The organism is Paenibacillus sp. YAF4_2 (assembly GCF_052113225.1).
Classification (GTDB): Bacteria; Bacillota; Bacilli; order Paenibacillales; family Paenibacillaceae; genus Pristimantibacillus.
Genome location: NZ_JBFRCT010000007.1, coordinates 259,916 through 278,465, shown reverse-complemented (window position 1 = coordinate 278,465; position 18,550 = coordinate 259,916). Strand labels below are relative to the sequence as shown.

12 protein-coding genes and 1 riboswitch are annotated in these 18,550 nt (G+C 49.7%); of the genes, 1 reads left to right on the top strand and 11 read right to left on the bottom strand.

Translation table 11 applies throughout. The features are described 5' to 3' along the window. Positions 1-96 precede the first annotated feature (96 nt). A riboswitch (purine riboswitch) is annotated at positions 97-197 on the bottom strand. A 260-nt stretch (positions 198-457) separates the two neighbouring features. The 3 genes from AB4Y93_RS18155 to AB4Y93_RS18145 all read right to left on the bottom strand — a co-directional run bounded on the left by AB4Y93_RS18155 (position 458) and on the right by AB4Y93_RS18145 (position 3,811). After that, complete coding sequence (locus AB4Y93_RS18155) at positions 458-1,774, bottom strand: 6-phospho-beta-glucosidase (protein WP_441894270.1); 1,317 nt, start codon at positions 1,772-1,774, stop codon at positions 458-460. 95 nt (positions 1,775-1,869) lie between these two features. Further along, the gene (locus AB4Y93_RS18150) at positions 1,870-2,835 is read right to left on the bottom strand and encodes an N-acetylglucosamine kinase (protein WP_441894372.1); all 966 of its coding nucleotides are present in this window, start codon (positions 2,833-2,835) and stop codon (positions 1,870-1,872) included. A gap of 112 nt (positions 2,836-2,947) precedes the next feature. Then, positions 2,948-3,811 (bottom strand): helix-turn-helix domain-containing protein, encoded by an 864-nt coding sequence (locus tag AB4Y93_RS18145; protein WP_441894269.1) that lies wholly within the window; start codon positions 3,809-3,811, stop codon positions 2,948-2,950. Positions 3,812-4,022: 211 nt separating this feature from the next. Here AB4Y93_RS18145 and AB4Y93_RS18140 point away from each other — a divergent pair, with 211 nt between their 5' ends. Next, a complete protein-coding gene (locus AB4Y93_RS18140; RefSeq protein WP_441894268.1) occupies positions 4,023-6,944 on the top strand; it encodes an S-layer homology domain-containing protein in 2,922 nt (973 codons plus the stop codon). Between the two features lie 93 nt (positions 6,945-7,037). Here AB4Y93_RS18140 and AB4Y93_RS18135 read toward each other — a convergent pair whose 3' ends face one another. The 8 genes from AB4Y93_RS18135 to AB4Y93_RS18100 form a co-directional block, all read right to left on the bottom strand. Continuing rightward, on the bottom strand, positions 7,038-9,299 hold the full coding sequence (locus AB4Y93_RS18135) for a glycoside hydrolase family 3 N-terminal domain-containing protein (protein ID WP_441894267.1): 2,262 nt from the start codon (positions 9,297-9,299) through the stop codon (positions 7,038-7,040). A gap of 11 nt (positions 9,300-9,310) precedes the next feature. Continuing rightward, entirely contained in the window at positions 9,311-10,867 is a 1,557-nt protein-coding gene (locus AB4Y93_RS18130) for an ABC transporter substrate-binding protein (RefSeq protein WP_441894266.1), read from the bottom strand. A 117-nt stretch (positions 10,868-10,984) separates the two neighbouring features. Beyond that, positions 10,985-11,875, bottom strand: coding sequence for a carbohydrate ABC transporter permease (locus AB4Y93_RS18125; RefSeq protein ID WP_441894265.1), 891 nt, complete (start codon positions 11,873-11,875; stop codon positions 10,985-10,987). Between the two features lie 15 nt (positions 11,876-11,890). After that, positions 11,891-12,784, bottom strand: a complete 894-nt coding sequence (locus tag AB4Y93_RS18120) for an ABC transporter permease (RefSeq protein ID WP_441894371.1) — start codon at positions 12,782-12,784, stop codon at positions 11,891-11,893. 213 nt (positions 12,785-12,997) lie between these two features. Then, positions 12,998-14,584 (bottom strand): response regulator transcription factor, encoded by a 1,587-nt coding sequence (locus AB4Y93_RS18115; RefSeq protein ID WP_441894264.1) that lies wholly within the window; start codon positions 14,582-14,584, stop codon positions 12,998-13,000. Positions 14,585-14,674: 90 nt separating this feature from the next. Beyond that, complete coding sequence (locus tag AB4Y93_RS18110) at positions 14,675-16,417, bottom strand: sensor histidine kinase (protein WP_441894263.1); 1,743 nt, start codon at positions 16,415-16,417, stop codon at positions 14,675-14,677. A gap of 109 nt (positions 16,418-16,526) precedes the next feature. Continuing rightward, positions 16,527-17,627, bottom strand: coding sequence for a Gfo/Idh/MocA family protein (locus AB4Y93_RS18105; RefSeq protein ID WP_441894262.1), 1,101 nt, complete (start codon positions 17,625-17,627; stop codon positions 16,527-16,529). 5 nt (positions 17,628-17,632) lie between these two features. Beyond that, entirely contained in the window at positions 17,633-18,520 is an 888-nt protein-coding gene (locus tag AB4Y93_RS18100) for a sugar phosphate isomerase/epimerase family protein (protein WP_441894261.1), read from the bottom strand. Between the last annotated feature and the right edge of the window lie 30 nt (positions 18,521-18,550).

Below are 18,550 nucleotides of genomic sequence, written 5' to 3'. Positions count from 1 at the left end.
CGCATTTATCTCCTAGGCTTTGCAAAAAGGGGAAAAGTATACCGCGGACCGAGTCAATATCATTAAGTTAAAATCATAACTTAATGACATTGCGCGGCACTTTTCCACTCCTTTCGTAGCCTGATCATTTACGGTGATCTAGTAGAGACTCTCAAGCCAATTCTTGAGATTATACGAAAAGTTTATTATGTTGTTAGTTGTTGTTATCCGTAAATTAATATAATAAGGAACTTGCTCCTTGTCAACGATATTTTACGAACGTTCGTCTTTGTTCGCAAAGTTATCATTCGTCTTTTTCCGAAAAAATGGTAGTCCTTTGGTCCCGATTCTGGAAGTTAGTTACATCTATATCGGATTAATGGATGCCACAAAAAGCGTAGAAAAAGATGAAAAGCCGCAATCCTATTGGATTACGGCTTTTGCAGCGGTATCGTCTACACTGTTATACGACGAGTATTTACCCTTTAAAGAAGTGAGGCAAATACTTTTCGTTAGCTTCCAGCATTTCACCAAGTAAAGTCTTCGCAACGGAGACGCTAGGCACAAGCGGATGATGCACCATCGCCTGCAGAGCGATGCCCCGGTCGCCGGTAACAGTAGCTTCAATCGTCAGCGATTCATACGTTTTTACCGCGTGGAGCAGCCCTTTGATATGCTCTGGAACACGCTGCAGCGGAAGCGGGATCGGACCTTGCGCCGTTACGACACAATTGACCTCGATGCTTGCATCTTCCGGCAGGAAGTCGATGATCCCTCCATTACGCACGTTGAGCGTCTGGATGTCTCTTCGGTCTGTGTAGAGGGAATGCATCAGGTTAAGCGCCGCCTCGGAATAAAAGGCTCCGCCACGCTTTTCCAGCTGCTTTGGCTTCTCTTTCAGATTAACATCCTTATAGAGCTCGAACAGCTCCTCCTCTACCCGGCTGACGACATCAGCACGAGTACCATCCTTCTCAAGTGACTCTTTCATTTCGGTGAACATCGTATCCTTCATGTAGAAGTACCGCAAATAGTAGGTCGGAAGGGCACCTAGCGAGCGGAGGAAATCTGCATCCCAATCGAAGGCTGTGACATTCGTAGCCGAGTAATCCTTACCGCCGCCGATCATCTCCTGCAGCTTGTCTTCCCCGTTCACATAAGCCGCCGTAATCCAGTGGAGGTGATTGATGCCAACGAACTCCGGAAGAACCTCACGTTCGGTAACTCCGTATTGCTTCGCGAGAAACTTCTGGAAGTTAATCGGCGAATTACAAAGACCAACCGTCTTCACCTTGCTGTGCTTCAGCACGGCTTCCGTCACAATACCGGCTGGATTAGTGAAGTTCAGCATCCAAGCATTTGGCGCTAGCTCCTCGATATCCCGGCAAATATCCAAAATAACCGGAACCGTACGAAGCGCCTTAAGCATACCGCCAGGACCCGTCGTCTCTTGGCCGATAACGCCATGTTTGATCGGAATATGCTCGTCACGGCGTCTTGCTTCAAGGAGTCCTACCCGCATCTGCGTCGTGACAAAGTGGGCTCCCGCAATGGCTTCACGCCGGTTCAACGTAAGATGAACATCGATTGGCAAGCCAGCCTGCTCGACCATTCTTTTCGCTAATTGCCCAACAATCTCAAGCTTATGACGGCCTTCCTCAATATCAACGAGCCACAGCTCGCGAATAGGCATCTCGTTATATCGTTTAATGAATCCTTCTACCAGCTCCGGTGTATAAGAGGAGCCTCCACCGATGACTGCGACCTTTAGACCTTGCTTTGTAATTGATGACATCTACCTCATGCCTCCTAAAAAGAATGATCACCCAGACAGTCATTAAGACTGTCCATGATGATTCTTACTAAGTAAGCGTTAACTTTGAAGAATCATTAAAAGGTTATCCGGCGTAATGCCGCATCCGTATCTTCTGAAATCTGGATTCCACAGCTGTCCATGGCACTCATGACTGCGCCGATGACTGGATCGACTGTCAGCTTCACGATCTTGGCATGTGGTGCCGTACCAGCAACGGCTGCCCTAATCGCATTGATCATATGTGGTGAGTTGCCTTTCGCAAGTACACTTCCCGTCAGCACGATATCAAAGCTTTCCTGCTCCATGCCGAGCCTCCGGATCAAGGCATTTACGGCATTCCCATGCTCATACCCTGCTTCCTCCAGCAGCCTGATCGCAACGTCATCACCAAGTAATGCGGCTTTGAACATCGTTTTGGAGAGTGACTCTAGCGGCCTTATACCATTAACCAGTGCATCATCATACATCTCCTGAACGGATGAATACCCCATTTGCTCGGGCACAAGCTCGGTTAGAATGGATGACTGCTCCCTTCCTTCCCAGCTTCGGATCGCACTTCGAAAAGCATGGATCGCCAGATCCGTACCGGACCCTTGGCCGTCTCCGAACAAATAGCCAAATCCGCCATACTGCAGCTCTTCTCCCTTGGCGTTGCGAGCTGCGCTGTTAAAGCCCGTGCCGCTAATAATCACAGCTCCATAAGATTGATGTGTACCTGCACGCATACCAATCATCGTGTCGCAGGCAATATCATGGCGAGGAAAATCAAGCGATGCGATCATCGGGCGGAGAATCGCATAATCTGGTTCACGATCCGCTCCTGCAAGGCCGAAGTAGGCAAAATCAATTTCATCTTTTGACGCTCCAGCCTGTTGAAGCGCCTCAGAGCAGGCCCGGTCAATCTCGGTCCGCGCTGCTTCGAAAGCCGTCTGATGATTGCCGTTGCCGCCGCTTCCTCTGCCTAGCACACGGCCATTCTCATCCGCAAGCAAAGCATGTGTCTTGCTTCCCCCGGCATCTATTCCAAGAAACAACATAATAGCCACGCTCCTGACGACATAGTCTTCTTATATCTACTAAGAGCATAAAAGAAAAAACACCGTTCCTCTACTGAGAAAGAACGATGTTCTGATACTATCTTACTGTTTTTAGTTAGTGATGTAGTCGAAGCTCTGACGGCAATTTGTCGATATGCTGCTTGAACAGCCGGTTAAAGTTCGATAAATTACGGAATCCGCATTCCTCAGCGACCTCGATAATTTTCTTGTCTGTTATTTCCAGCAGATTAACTGCCGCTGATAAACGAAGCTGGATTAAATAGTCCATCGGCGAAGTGCCTACGGTCTGTACGAACAAGGCGCTAAAGCGCGAAGGGCTGAGGTGCGCTGATGCTGCAAGCTCTTTTAAAGTCCAAGGATAAGCAATGTCCGCTTCGATCTGATTCAACACCTCGCGGATGGTCTCCATCCCCCGGACATGAGAGGAACGTCGGTCTTTTTCCTTGGCAAAATACCGGTTAACAAAGGCCATGAACTGCACAAGCTGTGATCGCACGATGGCTTCATAATGAGGCTCCCGGCGCGAAAACTCACTTCGCATCTCCTCGATCGCTCCGCCAAGGCGGGAGAGCATCGTATGCCCACGGTCCAGCAGGTTATCGAAGCGCATGCCGATCTCACGAAACGGGATAAGGAGCTCCGTATCGTAACGCTGCTCTAGTGCAAAATACGCCGGATCAAACATGATCACGGTCATGATCAGCTCTTCGTTCTCAAAAGCACGATGCAGATCATTCGAGTTGATGAGGATAATATCCCCCTCTTGGAAGTCGTACCGTGTACCGTTAATCAGATAATAGCCGCTTCCCCGGCTGATATAGTTAATCTCAAGAGTCGTATGCCAGTGCAGCCGCTGGAACAACGGGCTCACGCCTTCCGTCTGAGAAATAACAATGGGGAATGTTGGCGGGAGATCGATAAGGTCTCGCGTCACGGGAGCGGTTGGGTTCACGGGCATACCTCCTGATCGTAAGTGTGGTTGGTTGTAGTATAGCACTGGCGTCTAGTGGGGTGATAGAGCTGAGAGCCGGTACCGACGTCAAAGATTTACCTCCCACTAACAAATCTACTGCCTATCCTAACACCCCCCTGATACTGGGCTTGTACACTCATAGTGCCCCTACTTCATCTTTGGGCAACACATTCATAGACTGGTGGTGCATGACATTTTGAAGTTTAACAAGCAATTTCGAATCATATTCCCGGCGGTTCTCTCGGCTAGTATCCTATCATCAGGGCTCACCATTCCACTTCCTAAAGCAGCGGCTGCCGCCGATAACAGCGCCTCGCAAGGCCAATGGTTGACCGGCGAATTCCATGCCCATACGTTTGAATCCGACGATGCTCAAAGCTCTCTTGAATCGGTACTCGACCATGGCCTGACGACTTACGGCCTCGATTTCATTATGCTGGCGGATCATTTGCGCTCCTCTGGACGTGACGATACAGGCGCACCAATTGCTGGCGGATCGATTCCACTATCGAAGGGTCTGCTTAATTACCAGGTTCCGAAGACGAAGGCACTTCAAGAGGCAGGCAAATATGCTGGCAAGACGATTTTCTCCGGCTTCGAATGGGATATCCCTTCCCATGAACATGGCTCCGTTGGCATCCTAACGGATGAGCCCAGCTCCGACGCAGCACTTAAGGCTGCTAACCAATTCGAATATTTGTTCACGAACCGTGATGCGACATGGTTCAATCCGGCTGATGTTTTGCAGTGGGAAGCAGCCGATGACAGGGCCTATTCCACCCATGCGGACAGCTTGACCGCTATTAACTGGTTAAAGCGGAACTACCCGAAATCAAGCTACATGATCGTCAATCATCCTTCCCGTGGTGTTGGCAAATACAAAATATCGGATTTCCGTGATTTTAATAATGCTGCCCCTGATATCGCGTTTGGCTTTGAAGGGATGCTCGGCAACCAAATGGAGCCGGACCGTGGCGGTTACAACTCGGCGTATGATCCAGCTAACCCAACGGCTAACGACAATTATAAGAACCGTTCGTATGGCGGTGTCGATTACATGGTCGCAAAGGTCGGCGGCGTCTGGGATTCCCTGCTTGGCGAAGGCCGTAAGTTCTGGAATTTCGCTAACTCGGACTACCATTTCAAAACCATTGACACCAATTCAAGCGGCTATTGGCCGGGTGAATACGCTAAAAACTATATTTGGAGTGAAGGACAATCCGTTCAAGATATTTTGGACGGCATGCGTTCGGGCAAAACGTTCTCTGTCTTTGGCGATCTGATCAACGCGCTGGACTTCAACATCGCGGACGGCGGCACGGACGCCGAAATGGGCGAGAGCCTGCAGGCGACTGAAGGCGATAAGCTTACCCTTACCATCAAATTCAAAAGCCCAGAAACCAATAATTATGAGAATCCAATCAACAGCGGCCAATCCGGCAACATGAAACCCTCTGTCGATCATATCGACCTAATCGCGGGCGATGTGACAGGACTAGCGGAGAAAGGAACGCCAGCTTACGATAAGGATACAAATGATACTACTCGCGTCGTCGCTACGTTCACGAGCGAAGATTGGGCAACGGATGAGAACGGCTATAACGTCATTACCTACGACCTGCCGAAGGCAAGCAAAGATCAGTATTTCCGCCTGAGAGGCACGAATCTCGGTATGAACGTACCGGGAGAGACGCTGGACGGCAACCCGCTGATCGATCCAAAAACAACAACGGCAGATGCAGCTGCACGTTTCAAAGAGATTAACGACCGCAACTACAAGGACCTGTGGTTCTACTCGAATCCAATCTTTGTGGATACAGCTGCATACACCAACGAGCAAGCAATTAAGGATACGCTCGAAAAGCTGACTCTTGGCAATGTTGACGCGGTTACCGAAAATATCACTCTTCCTTCTGAAGGAGAGCACGGTGCGGCAATATCTTGGGAAGAGACAGCCGACTCATCAAACGCGGTTACAATCGAGAATGGCATCGTCAAAGTAAACCGCCCAAGCGCGGGACAAGCTAACGCTTCCGTTAAGCTCAAAGCAACTGCAACGCGCGGCGAATTATCGGATTCCAAAACCTTTGTATTGACGATAAAGGCACAGACTTCAACTTCGACTCCGGGCGGCGGCGGAAATCCATCTCCACCTGACAATTCGCCGGCAACATCCGTTTCCGTAAACATTGACCCGGCAAAAGGTGCAGAGGGCAGCTTGAAAGACGTTATCTCCTTCAAGATACCGGCAGGGGCCGTATCTTCGAACGGAACAATCGGCGCGCAGGTTCTCTCTTCAGGGCAACAGCCTCCGCTTGGCAATCTGCAGGCGCTGAGCCCAATCGTCGAGATGACCAGCAATGCGGGCACGACGTTTGGCAAGCCAGTTGAACTGACATTTAACTACGCAATGAAATCGACTGCACCAAACAGTCAGCCTGCCGTGTACTACTACAACGAAAAGTTGAAGAAATGGATCTTCCTCGGAGGTAAAGCAAACGGACCGACCATTACCGTCGACGTTAAGCATTTCACGAAATTCGGAGTGTTCGGCTACGCGCCTCAAGCCTTCTCGGATCTGACCACATCGTGGGCAAAACCTTACGCCGACCGCTTAATCGGTATGGGAGTGATCTCCGGTTACGAAGATGGAATGTTCCGTCCGGACCAGCCAGTCACCCGTGCCGAATGGGTGAAGCTGCTGGCGGACTCGCTTGGACTGCCTGAAGCACCTGGTGCAACTACCTTCGCCGATGACAGCCTTATACCAGCATGGGCCAAGGCACAAGTAAAAGCTGCCACCGATGCGGGCTATGTAACCGGCTTTGATACCAAAGACGGCTCCGTCTTCAACGCTTCGCAGCGAATCACACGCGCCGAAATCGCAGTAATTGCCGCGCGCGTTCTGAAGGCTGCCGGCCTTGCCCCATCTGGCACAAGCAAGACATTCACCGATGCAGCAGGTATCCCAGCTTGGGCTCTTGATGCAGTAGGTCAAGCCACGGCCTCGGGTATCGTGAGCGGTTATCCGGACGGCACCTTCCGCCCGGATGACACCTTAACCCGCGCCGAAGCGGTGAAGGTCGCTTATACCTTGTTTGAAGCCTTAACTATCTAACAAAAAACTCCCTTCCGTTGCTATATCGCAGCTTGAAGGGAGTTTTTGTGTCATTAAGAGTGACTCACGCTCAACATTTATTACAGACGGTTTCTACGCGTATTTCCGCGTACGGTCATCTTCGATGACGCCTTCCCAATTCATACCGAACGCAAAATCATAGCAATGATTCTCTGAATCGATATGGCATACCATGTCATGAGGCACATCCTCAAGCTGCTCTTCTACCGTTCTCATGTTCGCCGGCAATTGCAGCGGCAGCAAGCCCGACGGCTCCGCTTGACCGGACAACAGCTCCAGGATTGCCCTGTCGCTGGAACCAAAGTGAACGAGAATCCCATCGGCTGAGCTCTCGAATTCTTCTGTAACGGTCGGATTCACGAGGAACAACGTGACGATAACCGGCTTTTCTCCCATTAATCGCTTCGTTTCGAGAACAAGATCCAAATCGGATTCGTTATGCGTCGTTACAGACTTGCCTTTGTACGAGCGGTTTAACACATCGCGTTCTCTAGCATCGCCTGTGATGCTTATCTCGCGGGCATGATCAGCCGTATAAGGTCTGTATTGCAAGCTGATCGGCACGTAGCCAGTTCCTCCGGCAGCCACGTCCTCCTGGCTGTAGCCCAAGCCTGCTCTCGCGCCGCGAATCGCCACGATTGCGAAATCCGCTTTGCTTGGATCATCAACGATTTCAAAGTACTCGGCAGCCATCTCCAGATCGATCGGAGACTCATTGCGTTCGGGGATGGTGAAACCGATAAAGTGCTTCTCCGGCGCCGTATATCGATTGGGGATATACACGCGGCTGCGAGGCTTAATCGGCAGCACCTGATCTTTATTTTTCACCATGACGACCGATTTAAGCTGAGCTTCATGACCTGCGCTAACGAATGGCTCACTGGCGACAAGCTTCTCGCTGTGATCCGCATCCAGGTATGGATTCTCGAACAGGCCAACGCGGAAAATGTTCTTCAGCAGGCGAACGGCCGATTTCTCGAACCGTTCCCGCATATACGCCTCCCCGTGCTCAGCAACACCCATCCGGTAGGCTTCCAGCACCGGCAGAGAGTCATTGTTGCCGCCAAACTGGTCGACGCCCGCCATAATAAGCTTGTAGTGACGCTCAGCGACGGAAAGCTCTTCTACTCCCCATGATTTCCCGCCAAACATGGATTCGATGGCCGCTCCTTCATCCGCCGTAATGTTCCAGTCCGTGCAGACGACGCCGTCATAGCCGTATTTCTCTCGAAGCAGGTCGGTAATGAGATACTTGTTGTACGAATTCCCTACATTCTCGCCATTTACGCTGTCCCGTTCATGAGAGATCGTATAATAAGGCATAACTGCGGATGCTTCTCCAGTCTTGCCATCCAGCTTAAAGGCACCGTTTACAAACGGCTCGAGATGCTCCTCGAAGTTATTGCCGGGATAGACAGCGTATTTACCAAATCCGAAATGCGCGTCCCTTCCACCTTCTCCGGAACCGCCGCCTGGCCAATGCTTCACCATGGCATTGACGCTGCCCGGCCCCCAGCCGTCTGTCGATCCGACATCCGATGTCTGGAACCCGTCCACGTAGGCACGGGCCATGTCCGTAGAGAGAAGAGGATCCTCGCCAAACGTACCGCTGAACCTGAACCAGCGGGGATCGGTCGCGATATCGATTTGCGGCGACAATGCCGTGGTGATCCCGAGGGCACGATATTCCTGGGAAGCGATTTCTCCGAACTGCTGGACGATACTTGGGTCAAACGTCGCTGCGAGTCCCAGCATCTCCGGCCACTTCGAAATGCGACTGCCCGCTCCACCAGTAAACTCCGCGCCAATATCGATGCCGTGACGAGGGTCAGAGCTGATGTTCACCGGGATACCCAAGCTCTCGGCTTCCGCAAATGCCTGCATCTGGTTGCTCCAAAGCGCACCGTCTTTATTCCCGCTAAGCGCCATGACGAGAACATGCAGTACGTAATCGCGCCCGAGAAAGGCAAGCTGCTGATCGCTGAGCGTCCATGCTTTCACGGAGGCTTCCTCGAAAGGCTTGCCTCCGTAGGTTCCAGAGAAGAAACCCGCGCTTGGTGAAGGTACGCTCTGATGGCTGCTGTACAGCATGAGCCCGGCAATCTGCTCGATCGTCATCCGGGAGGCGAGATCCCTCGCCCGATCGTCGGCAGACAGTCTCCAATCCTCGTAGGGATGCAATTGTCCGTCCTTGCTTAAATCCTTAAACTTAAGTCCGTCCCGCTCTATGATCTTGACGCCGGAAGCCGTGCAATACCCCAGTGTTGGACCGCCTTCATTGGTTACATATTGAATATTCGCCGTTTCAAGTGCTGCAGCATTCGGGTTGTTCATTTCTGTTCCTCCTAGCCGTTTGTTGCAGCCCAGGCATCCAGCTGCTTTTGCTTCTCGGCGATAATCTTATCGATTCCCGCTGCTTTCAGTTGATCAATAAATTTAGGCAGCTGGGTCTCCGGATCAACCGTACCTGTCTCAAGAGCGACCTTATATTGATTCGTAACGTTGGTAACGGCTGCAATCTCCGATTTCACGGCATCGGCATTAAAGTTGAAGCCCAATGCTTTTGATTTCGTAGCGTTCTTGTTGAATTCCATTAGCTCATTCCACAGATCTGGGCTATCCCCATTCCAGATGTAGGAAAGCGACTGATTGCCAAACATCCAGCCCAGTTGAAGGTTATAGCCGGAGTTGGTAGCATCGATGCCTTGAGGGAAATCGATCACATTGTCCGATACCTTCGTGTAATGCTTGCCTTCAATCCCGTAGTCAAACAGATTAATGAGATCCTTGTCTGTATACAGCAGATTAAGCAGCATCATAGCTCGCGAAGGATCTGCGGAGTTTCTTGCTACACTCCACATAATGGAGGTGATATCACTCGTCGTTGAAATCGCCGGTTTGAAATGTATCGATATCATTTCTTTCGCCGTATTTCTTGACTCCTGGGTTTCAATACCCGGCTTCATATGGGAAATCCACGAGAACGCTTTGCCCGATTTCACCATGTTGTATTGCGTTTCGGTGCTTGTAGCAGCATCCTTCGCAATGTAGCCGGCCAAATACCATCTTCTTACTGTATTCAGCATCTCTTTATATTCCGGTGCCTCATACATGTCAACGAGCTTCAAGTTATTGTCATTACCAGGAAGTACGCCGAGCCCATCACTTAATGTGTCAAACGCGCTTCGCACGTAGATGTCGATAATCGAGTTGCCATACTTCACTGTTGGAACGACGCCAGGCTCATTGTCCTTGATCGTTTTGAATATCGCATCCAGATCGTCAAGGGATTTGATCGAGGTCGTATCAATGTTATATTTGTCTACCAAATCCTTGCGCATCGTAATGCCGAAATCCGCGGCCAAGTCCCTGATGCTTGGAACGGCATAAATCTTGCCGTCGATTTTCGTTGCGTTCAGAAAGCCGGGATCAAGGTTGTCCAGCGCTTCTTTAATGCCATGTCCTTCATTTTCCAAATAATCGTTAAGCTCGAGGAACTGGCCTTTCGCCACATCCTGGCTGTAGGTTCCGAGTCCGCTTAGAATCAAGTCTACTTGCTCTTTGCCCGACATCATTAGCGTTCTCTGCTGTGTCCAGGCGCCCCATCCGATCGGAACCAGCTTAACCGTTGCATTGATTTTCTCTTTCGTAATCTTGTTAATCTCATCGGAGACTTGCTGCATATCCTTTGGCTCTCCCGCAGCCGGAAAGACCATCACGAGCTTCACCGGCTTCAGCTCCTGACTTGCGGAACCGTTCGAACTGGCCTCTTTGCCTGACCCGTTGTTAGCCGTGCCGCCGTTTGCGCTATTTCCGCCGTTGTTCCCTCCGCTGCATGCGCCAAGTGCCGTAACGGACAATGTCAGCGCTAAAGCCAAACCTACAGAACGCATCTTTTTCATCCCAATGACCTCCCAATTTATTTTTCTGCAAGCGATTACAAGCAATAGGATAACGGAAACCATTAATCCGGGCTTTCCTATTTCCGAACAGCCGCTTTCGATTTTCAGGACAGGCTGTTATCCTTTTACGGCTCCGACCGTCAGGCCTTTAGCAAAATATTTCTGGAAGAACGGATAAGCAATGAGCAGCGGAATGACCCCAATAACCGCCATAGCCATACGCATTGATGCGAGAGGTATTCTGGCCGCCAGATCACTGGTTTGGCTGCCTGCCTGCGTGGAGGATTGCAGGTATTGAATATCCAGCAGGATCCGGTTAAGCAAATTCTGCAAGCTGTAATATTTGCTGTCCGTTAAATAAATGAGGCCGTTAAACCAGTCGTTCCAGTACAGGATGACATAGAACAGGCCTACTGTAGCCAGCACCGGAGTCGAGAGCGGCAGGACAATCCGGTAGAAAATTTTCCATTCCTTCGCCCCGTCGATATAAGCCGATTCGATAATCGCCGTAGGGATTGAGGTCGCGAAAAAGGTGCGCATCAGGATAATGAAAAATCCGTTCATTAACAAGCCGGGGATAATCAGAGCAAGAAGTGTATTTTTAAAATCGAAATAGTTCGTGTAAAGCAGGTATGAAGGCACCAGCCCTCCGTTAAACAGCATGGTGAAAAAGACATAAAACGCGAGAGAATTGCGGAAAGGCATCTCTATTCGGGACAGCGGGTACGCCACCATGGCGGTAAGCGACAATCCGGCTGCCGTGCCAATGACCGTAGTAAGAATGGTAATGCTGTAAGCTCTAATAATTTCTGAATGCGTATTCCACAAATATTGATAGGCCGAAAAGCTGATATGATCTGGGAAAAAAGCATAGCCGCTGCGGACAAGCTCCATATCGTCGGTCAAGGAAGAAGAAAACAGCAGCCAGATCGGCATGAGGCAGAACAGCGTAAATACAAGCATGACGATGTTGAGAAGCCATTGATAAACTTTACCTGATGATTGCATGTAACCTTCCCCTTTCTAGAACAAAGCGTTGTCCTTGTTGAATTTGCGCACGATGGCATTGGACACGATGACGAGTATAAAGCCGACTAAAGCCTGGTAGAGACCTGCAGCAGAGGACATTCCGATATCCCCTAAATTAATTAAGGCGCGGTATACATACGTATCGATCGTATTCGTTACCGGCATAAGCGAGCCTGTATTAAGCGGCACCTGATAGAACAAGCCAAAGTCGGAGTAGAAGATTCGGCCAACGGCCAGCAGCGTCATGATCGTAATGACCGGCAAAACAAGAGGGAAGGTGATTCTCCTCACTTGCTGCCATCTGTTCGCTCCATCGATCGTAGCCGCTTCATAATATTCCTGGTCAATGCCGATGATCGCCGCCAAGTAGATAATGCACAAGTTGCCGACGCCTTTCCATACGTTAACGATGGTCAGAATCCATGGCCAATACTTCGTTTCGGAGTACCAGGAGATCGGCTCCAAGCCCAGCATAGGAAGCAAGGTTTTGTTCATAAAGCCGTTCTCGACATCCAGGAAGCCAAGCACCAAGTACCCGACAATGACCATGGAAATCAAATACGGCAGCAAGATAAGGGTCTGATACGTTCTTGACAAGAAACGCTTGCGAATCTCATTGAGCATTATGGCGAGAGAAAACGCAATGGTAGTGTTCAGCACTATAAACACGATATTATAAAGCAGCGTGTTCCTTGTGATGACAAAAGCATCTTGCGTCTTGAACAGATATTCGAAGTTTTTGAATCCGATCCAATCGCTTCCCATGATTCCTTTTGCAAAGTTGATGTCCTTGAAGGCAATTACGATCCCGAACATCGGCAAATAATTGTTAATGAACAGGTATAGCAGACCGGGCAGCGCCATCAGAATGAGAGCTCGATATTTCATAACCTTCTTCAGCTTCAAAGCAAGAGCCGAACGCTTCTGTGTCCGCTTTGAGACCTGCTCCACGGCAGCGATTTGGGTATTTGAGTTCACGGACTTGACCACCTCTTTTTAGGATGAGTTGTATTCTTCATAGCTTCATAGTAGCTTAATGAATACAGTACGGGCTTCCAAGAATCCGTCATCCTGTTTTCGAGTTTCCGACATGAGACAAGTCTAAAGGCAGGCCTTGATCGCCGGCTGCTCCGCCTTCCGATACTCCTGGGGCGTCATCGATACTTCCTTCTTGAACAGCGTGGAGAAATAAGAAAAGTTGCAAAAGCCCACCGCAAGAGCTACGTTGCTGATTGTTGTATCCGTTTTGGCGAGCAGCTCTTTCGCAAGCTTGATCCGCTGCGTCAAAATATAATCGGATACCGACATACCCGTCTCCTTCTTGAACAGCTTCACGATATAATCCGGGCTTAGCCCGACATAATCGGCAATATATTGCCTCGACAGCTCCTGATCAAGGTTCAGAGCGATATATCTTCTAATCTTCTCAATAATGGTCTCGCTCGCTTCTACCTTATTCATCTGCACAAGAGCCATCTCGAGCATCCCCTTCACCCAATGCTGCAAATCGTTTACGCTGCGGGTAGCGGTGAGCGAACGCGCCGGCGACAAATGATCGCTGAATATTTCATCCGCACGCAGCCCTTGCTGCTGCAGCGTATACAGCATCATTTGCAGAAAGTTTTGATAGAACCGCGTAAGTCCCTTCACGCCCAAATTATCGATTCGCTTCCATGTATCGAGATATTGCTGGGATTCATAGATGACCTGCTTCATATTCCCCTGCTTAATAAGCTCCGACCATACGGGAATAGGAGTCAGAGGAATCTGGCATTCATCCTTTAATGGCTGGCCATAGCAAATAACACGGTCCACGATATTGACCTGATTTTTGTTGAATGCCATAAGCTCTTCGGCCATATTCCGCACTTCATACGCCGGCAGCGGCTTTCCAAAATAACAGGACAGGTGGCAGCCCAAATATCGATTGCAACCTTCAATGAAGGTGACACAGCGGCTGTAAATCTCTTTCCGAAACCGTTCATATTCTTCCTGCGAAGCCTTCTCCCGTGCAAATACGATCATAAAATATTCCGGATTGATCCGGACAATCTGAGCATTAGGCGAGCGCAAGACGACAATCTCCTCCAGCGCGTTGCGAAGCGCATACTCCATAAGCTGCGCATCACGTACGGAGAGCGACTTCTCCCAATGCGAGATCGAGATGACGACAGGAATAAACGCCATCGATCCGGTATAGGGCAGCTTCTGCTTTTGGATGACCTCCCTCATTTTATCCCAGTTAGAGGGGATGGCCTGGTTCAGCACATCCTGCCAGAACCGCTCCGCCTCTCTCCCGGCAGCCTCCCGTTCATCCCTGATCTTATTGATTAGCCTCGTCATAACGAGACTTAATTCGTCTTGCGGGACGGGCTTTAACAAATACTCAAAGCTTCCTAGCTGCAGCGCTTTTTTGGCATAATGGAAGTCCGCATGACAGGTTATGAAAATACATTCCGTTTGCGGATAATGCTCCTTCACCCATTCATAAAGTTCCAGTCCGCTCCCCTGCGGCATCTCGATATCGCAAATCATAATATCAAAGGGCTGTTCCTGGAATTTCTCCTTAGCCTGCCTGGCGTTATTAGCAATCGATACGGAAGTAATTCGGACACAATTCCAATTCATGCTTGCTTTAATGCCGTTTGCAATGATCGCTTCGTCATCTACAATCAATAACCGATACATATCGCATACCTCATTTCATTGTTCAAGGTGAAACGGCTCTTGCCTTCCAATGGCAGCGAGGCGCGTTTCATTCCGGAGAATTTTAAGAGACTACTTATAAACTCTTAAAATTTTAGGCAATACCATATCGATAACGGCTCCCTGATCGTTCGAGAAAGCAATTGCCGCATCGGAATCATAAAGAAGGCGCAAACGGCGCCGAACATTCCAAATCCCGATATGCTCTCCGCCCTCGTTCGTCAGATTCATTCCTTCACCCAGCTTGTCTAAGATTTCCTCGGAAAAACCGCCGCCCGTGTCTCTAATTCGGATATGCAGCTTCTCTCCCCCCGTATGTTCGATGGTAGCAATGGCGATTTCAATCGTAGTCGGCTCATCCGTATTCACCGCATGTTTAATGGTGTTCTCGGCAAAGCTTTGGATGATTAAAGGCGGAATAATGCAATCAAGCAGATGATTTTCTGCTGAAACCTTATAAGTTAAGCTCTCCGGAAACCGGAAGCTCTGGATCTTCAAATAGTTCTCGGTCAGACTAAGCTCATCGCGGAGCAGCGAGTAATCGGTCTGGCTTCGGAACATGAAACGGAAGTAACGAATGAGAGATAAAGAAAGCTCCTGGATGAGATCGTATTTCTTCTCTTGGGCCATATAGTAGACGACATTCAGGCTGTTCAAGAAAAAATGCGGGTTAATTTGCAGCTGCAGCTGTTTCAGCTCCGCACGCTGGCTGTTCAGCTGCTCCTCGTAAACGTCGATTTTTAATTGCTGAAGCTCGCCCACCATGCTGTTGAAAGTCTTATTCATCAGCTCAAATTCATTGGAGGTCGGCCGATCGGGTATTCTTGCCTCGAGATAACCCTCCTTGATTTTGCGCATCGCGGTAACGATTCGGCGGATGGGCAGCAGGACAACTCTGCGAAGAAAGTAGATCGAGGCCAGCAAGATTAGAATGGAGCCCGTGGCCATGAGCAGGATAACCCGCTGCAGGTAGGGCAGCCTCTCCAGAATCGTATCATCCGGCACAACCGCCGCCAGGCCAAAATCCCCGATGCTTGAATTTTTGCCAATAACCAGATATTGCTGTTTGTCTCCGGTAAGTCGGTAGTCGTCAGACTGAAAGGCCAAATCAATCTTATGCTCGTTAATGAAGGCCTTATCCTGTACGGCGGCATGATCCCCGTCTACCAGCAGCGCCCTGCCCTCATCTCCCAGATCAAGAAGATCAAGCGGCCCCATAACCTCGGATGCGTTCACCCCGGCGCCTATGTACAAGCCTCCAACCTTTACGAGGTGGAGAAGATAATCCTGCTGCTGCATAGGGAGTATTGCCCATTGGTCGTAAGGAACGGCTGCGTTCTCCGAATCGCGCGCGAGCTCGACAATAGCCTTTTGAATCGGTTCGTTATTGGAATCGGCAGACCCCGCAACCTTGGGAGCGAACAGCAGATCATCGTTTACGGGAGAATAAATAAAGAAATAATCTAGCCCATTATAATAAATCGTATTGTCTCTCAATTTGCTGAACAGCCATATCCGTTCTAGATTATAAGCATCCACATCCGACTCGGAGGAGCTTTCGAGAAGAATCAAGCCGGATTCCTCGGCAGCGAATTTAAGCAGGAATTGGTCGATATCATTGAGCTTATTGTCGATGATTCCCATGTACAGATTGAGCATATTGCTGTTCGACTGCGCAACCTGATTGCGGACAACATCCATTGAATAGAAATTGTTATAGATCAGAAGGGAAACCATTGGAGCAATAATAAGGACGATTCCGGTTACGAGCTTAATGTGAAGCGAATTAAACACGGTCCGATTGAATGGTTTCAAACAGCATCATTCCCCTTCCGCTGGAGTAGGAGCATTATAGGGATGGACTTACACAAAAAGAAAAAGAAACCTTCCCGTGTATTGGAAGGTTCCAGGAACGGGAGGTTGGTTAGAACTCTACGACTTTTCCTGTTTCGGCGGATTGATAGATCGCCTCTAATATTTGCGTTACTACATAAGCTTGTTCAGGCTTCACGAGTGGCTCCGTGTCGTTAAGAATGCATTCCAGCCATTGTCTAGCCTCTTTCACGCCATCCTCCTCGGCTCCAGGGCCGAAGTACGCGATGYCTCCGCTGACGGAAGGCTTTGTTTCTACCAGCTGCCCATGTTTTACGCTGTTATAGATAACATCGGACTTGCCCATTACTGAGCTTGCTCTCATTTCTGCTCCGCCCTCCGTACCGCAGAGCGTTGTCATTGCTTCTCTCGAATCCGTCGTATTTAAAGCCCATGCTGACTCCAGGAAGATGGTAGCACCGTTCTCCATCTTAATAAATCCGAAAGCAGAATCCTCTACTTTATAGCTCTCCGGGTCCCACGGACCAAGCATATTGCCTTCGTACTTATCCGCCATCTTATGGAACACGGAGCCGGATACTGATACAGGCTTATAGTTGTCCATGAACCATAACGCCAAATCCAGCGCATGGGTCCCTAAATCGATCAATGGCCCGCCGCCTTGCTGCTCCTTATCAAGGAAAACGCCCCATGTCGGTACTCCGCGCCTGCGGACGGCATGTGCTTTCGCGACATAAATATCGCCAAGCTCGCCTTCACGGCAGGCTTTGTAGAGCGCCTGAGAATCATTGCGGAACCGGTTCTGATAGCCGATTGTCAGTTTCCTGCCCGTTCGCTTCGCGGCATCGACCATTTTCTTCGCTTCTATGGAGTTAATCGCCATCGGCTTCTCGCACATAACATGTTTGCCTGCTTCAAGCGCATCCACGCTGATAAAAGAGTGCTGCAGGTTTGGCGTAAGTACATGAACGACATCAATGGAGTTATCCTGAAGCAGCTCCTTGTAGTCGGTATAAACCTTGGCGTTGTCCCCGCCAAAGTCCTTTGCCGCTTTCTGCGCACGCTCTTCCACAATATCGCAGAACGCGACCATTTCTCCCAGATGCGGCAGCTTGGCCAGCGACGGCATATGTTTTTGGACGGCGATACCGCCGCAGCCAATGATGCCAATTCTTAATTTTTGGGTTGTCATGTTCATTACACCTCCTGTTCCGCTACTATGAATTGTTGAATTTGCGCTAAATCTTGACGGATGCTGGCGAACTTGTCGACCGACTCTCCTTCATTCTCCACCAAGGCATATCGCACATGTCCCATGGAACGAATCTGCTCGTAGACGCCGGCGAAATCGAATTGGCCAGTGCCAAGGTCAACAAAGTCGCCAGGTCCTACATACTTCTGATAAGCCTCGAAGGGACTACTCATATCGTCGCCCTCCCGCTCGGCAGCTTCCAATATATTAAGCGGACCTTTAAGCTCGGCAGCCAGATCCTTCTGGTGAATAATATCGCAGCGGTCCCCGAGCTTCCGGAGGACGGCAATGGGATCAAGTCCCGCGCGCATGACCCACGCCAGATCAACCTCGAATTTCAAATAGGAAGGGTCCGTGTTTTCCAGCAAAATATCAAACAACGTTTCATTGCCGCTCGATTTGAATTCATGAGCATGGTTATGCAGATAAAATTGTAGACCATTGTCCTTCATTTTTTTACCGATTTGGTTCATTTGTTCAGCCGCTCTAAGCGTGTTCTCTCGATTGGAAATCCAGACGGAAGGCAGCACAATACGTTCACAGCCGATACCGCCGTAATACCGGATCAGACCGTCCCAATCATTGGACAGCAAATCTTCCCCGGGCTTTGCACCTTCGTGAACGGCTATGGGGTTAAGGCCAAATTCCCGGCATTTGTCCCGAAGCGATCCCATCGAAATCTCGTCGATATAGCGCGTAAAGGACTTCATGTTGAAGCCAATCAGCTCGATATTCTCATACCCTGCTTCGGCAACCTTTTGCAAAGTGCCAAAGTAATCCTCGCCAAGCTCCCTGTACACCGAAAAAATATTAATGCCCGCTTTCATCGTCATTTCCTTTTATACCTCCTTAAAAGAATTGTG

Coding starts and splice junctions, on each gene's coding strand:
- AB4Y93_RS18155 (WP_441894270.1), bottom strand. CDS start 1,774: ATGTCATCAATTACAAAGCAAGGTCTAAAGGTCGCAGTCATCGGTGGA.
- AB4Y93_RS18145 (WP_441894269.1), bottom strand. CDS start 3,811: ATGCCCGTGAACCCAACCGCTCCCGTGACGCGAGACCTTATCGATCTC.
- AB4Y93_RS18135 (WP_441894267.1), bottom strand. CDS start 9,299: ATGAACAACCCGAATGCTGCAGCACTTGAAACGGCGAATATTCAATAT.
- AB4Y93_RS18130 (WP_441894266.1), bottom strand. CDS start 10,867: ATGAAAAAGATGCGTTCTGTAGGTTTGGCTTTAGCGCTGACATTGTCC.
- AB4Y93_RS18125 (WP_441894265.1), bottom strand. CDS start 11,875: ATGCAATCATCAGGTAAAGTTTATCAATGGCTTCTCAACATCGTCATG.
- AB4Y93_RS18120 (WP_441894371.1), bottom strand. CDS start 12,784: ATGAAATATCGAGCTCTCATTCTGATGGCGCTGCCCGGTCTGCTATAC.
- AB4Y93_RS18115 (WP_441894264.1), bottom strand. CDS start 14,584: ATGTATCGGTTATTGATTGTAGATGACGAAGCGATCATTGCAAACGGC.
- AB4Y93_RS18100 (WP_441894261.1), bottom strand. CDS start 18,520: ATGACGATGAAAGCGGGCATTAATATTTTTTCGGTGTACAGGGAGCTT.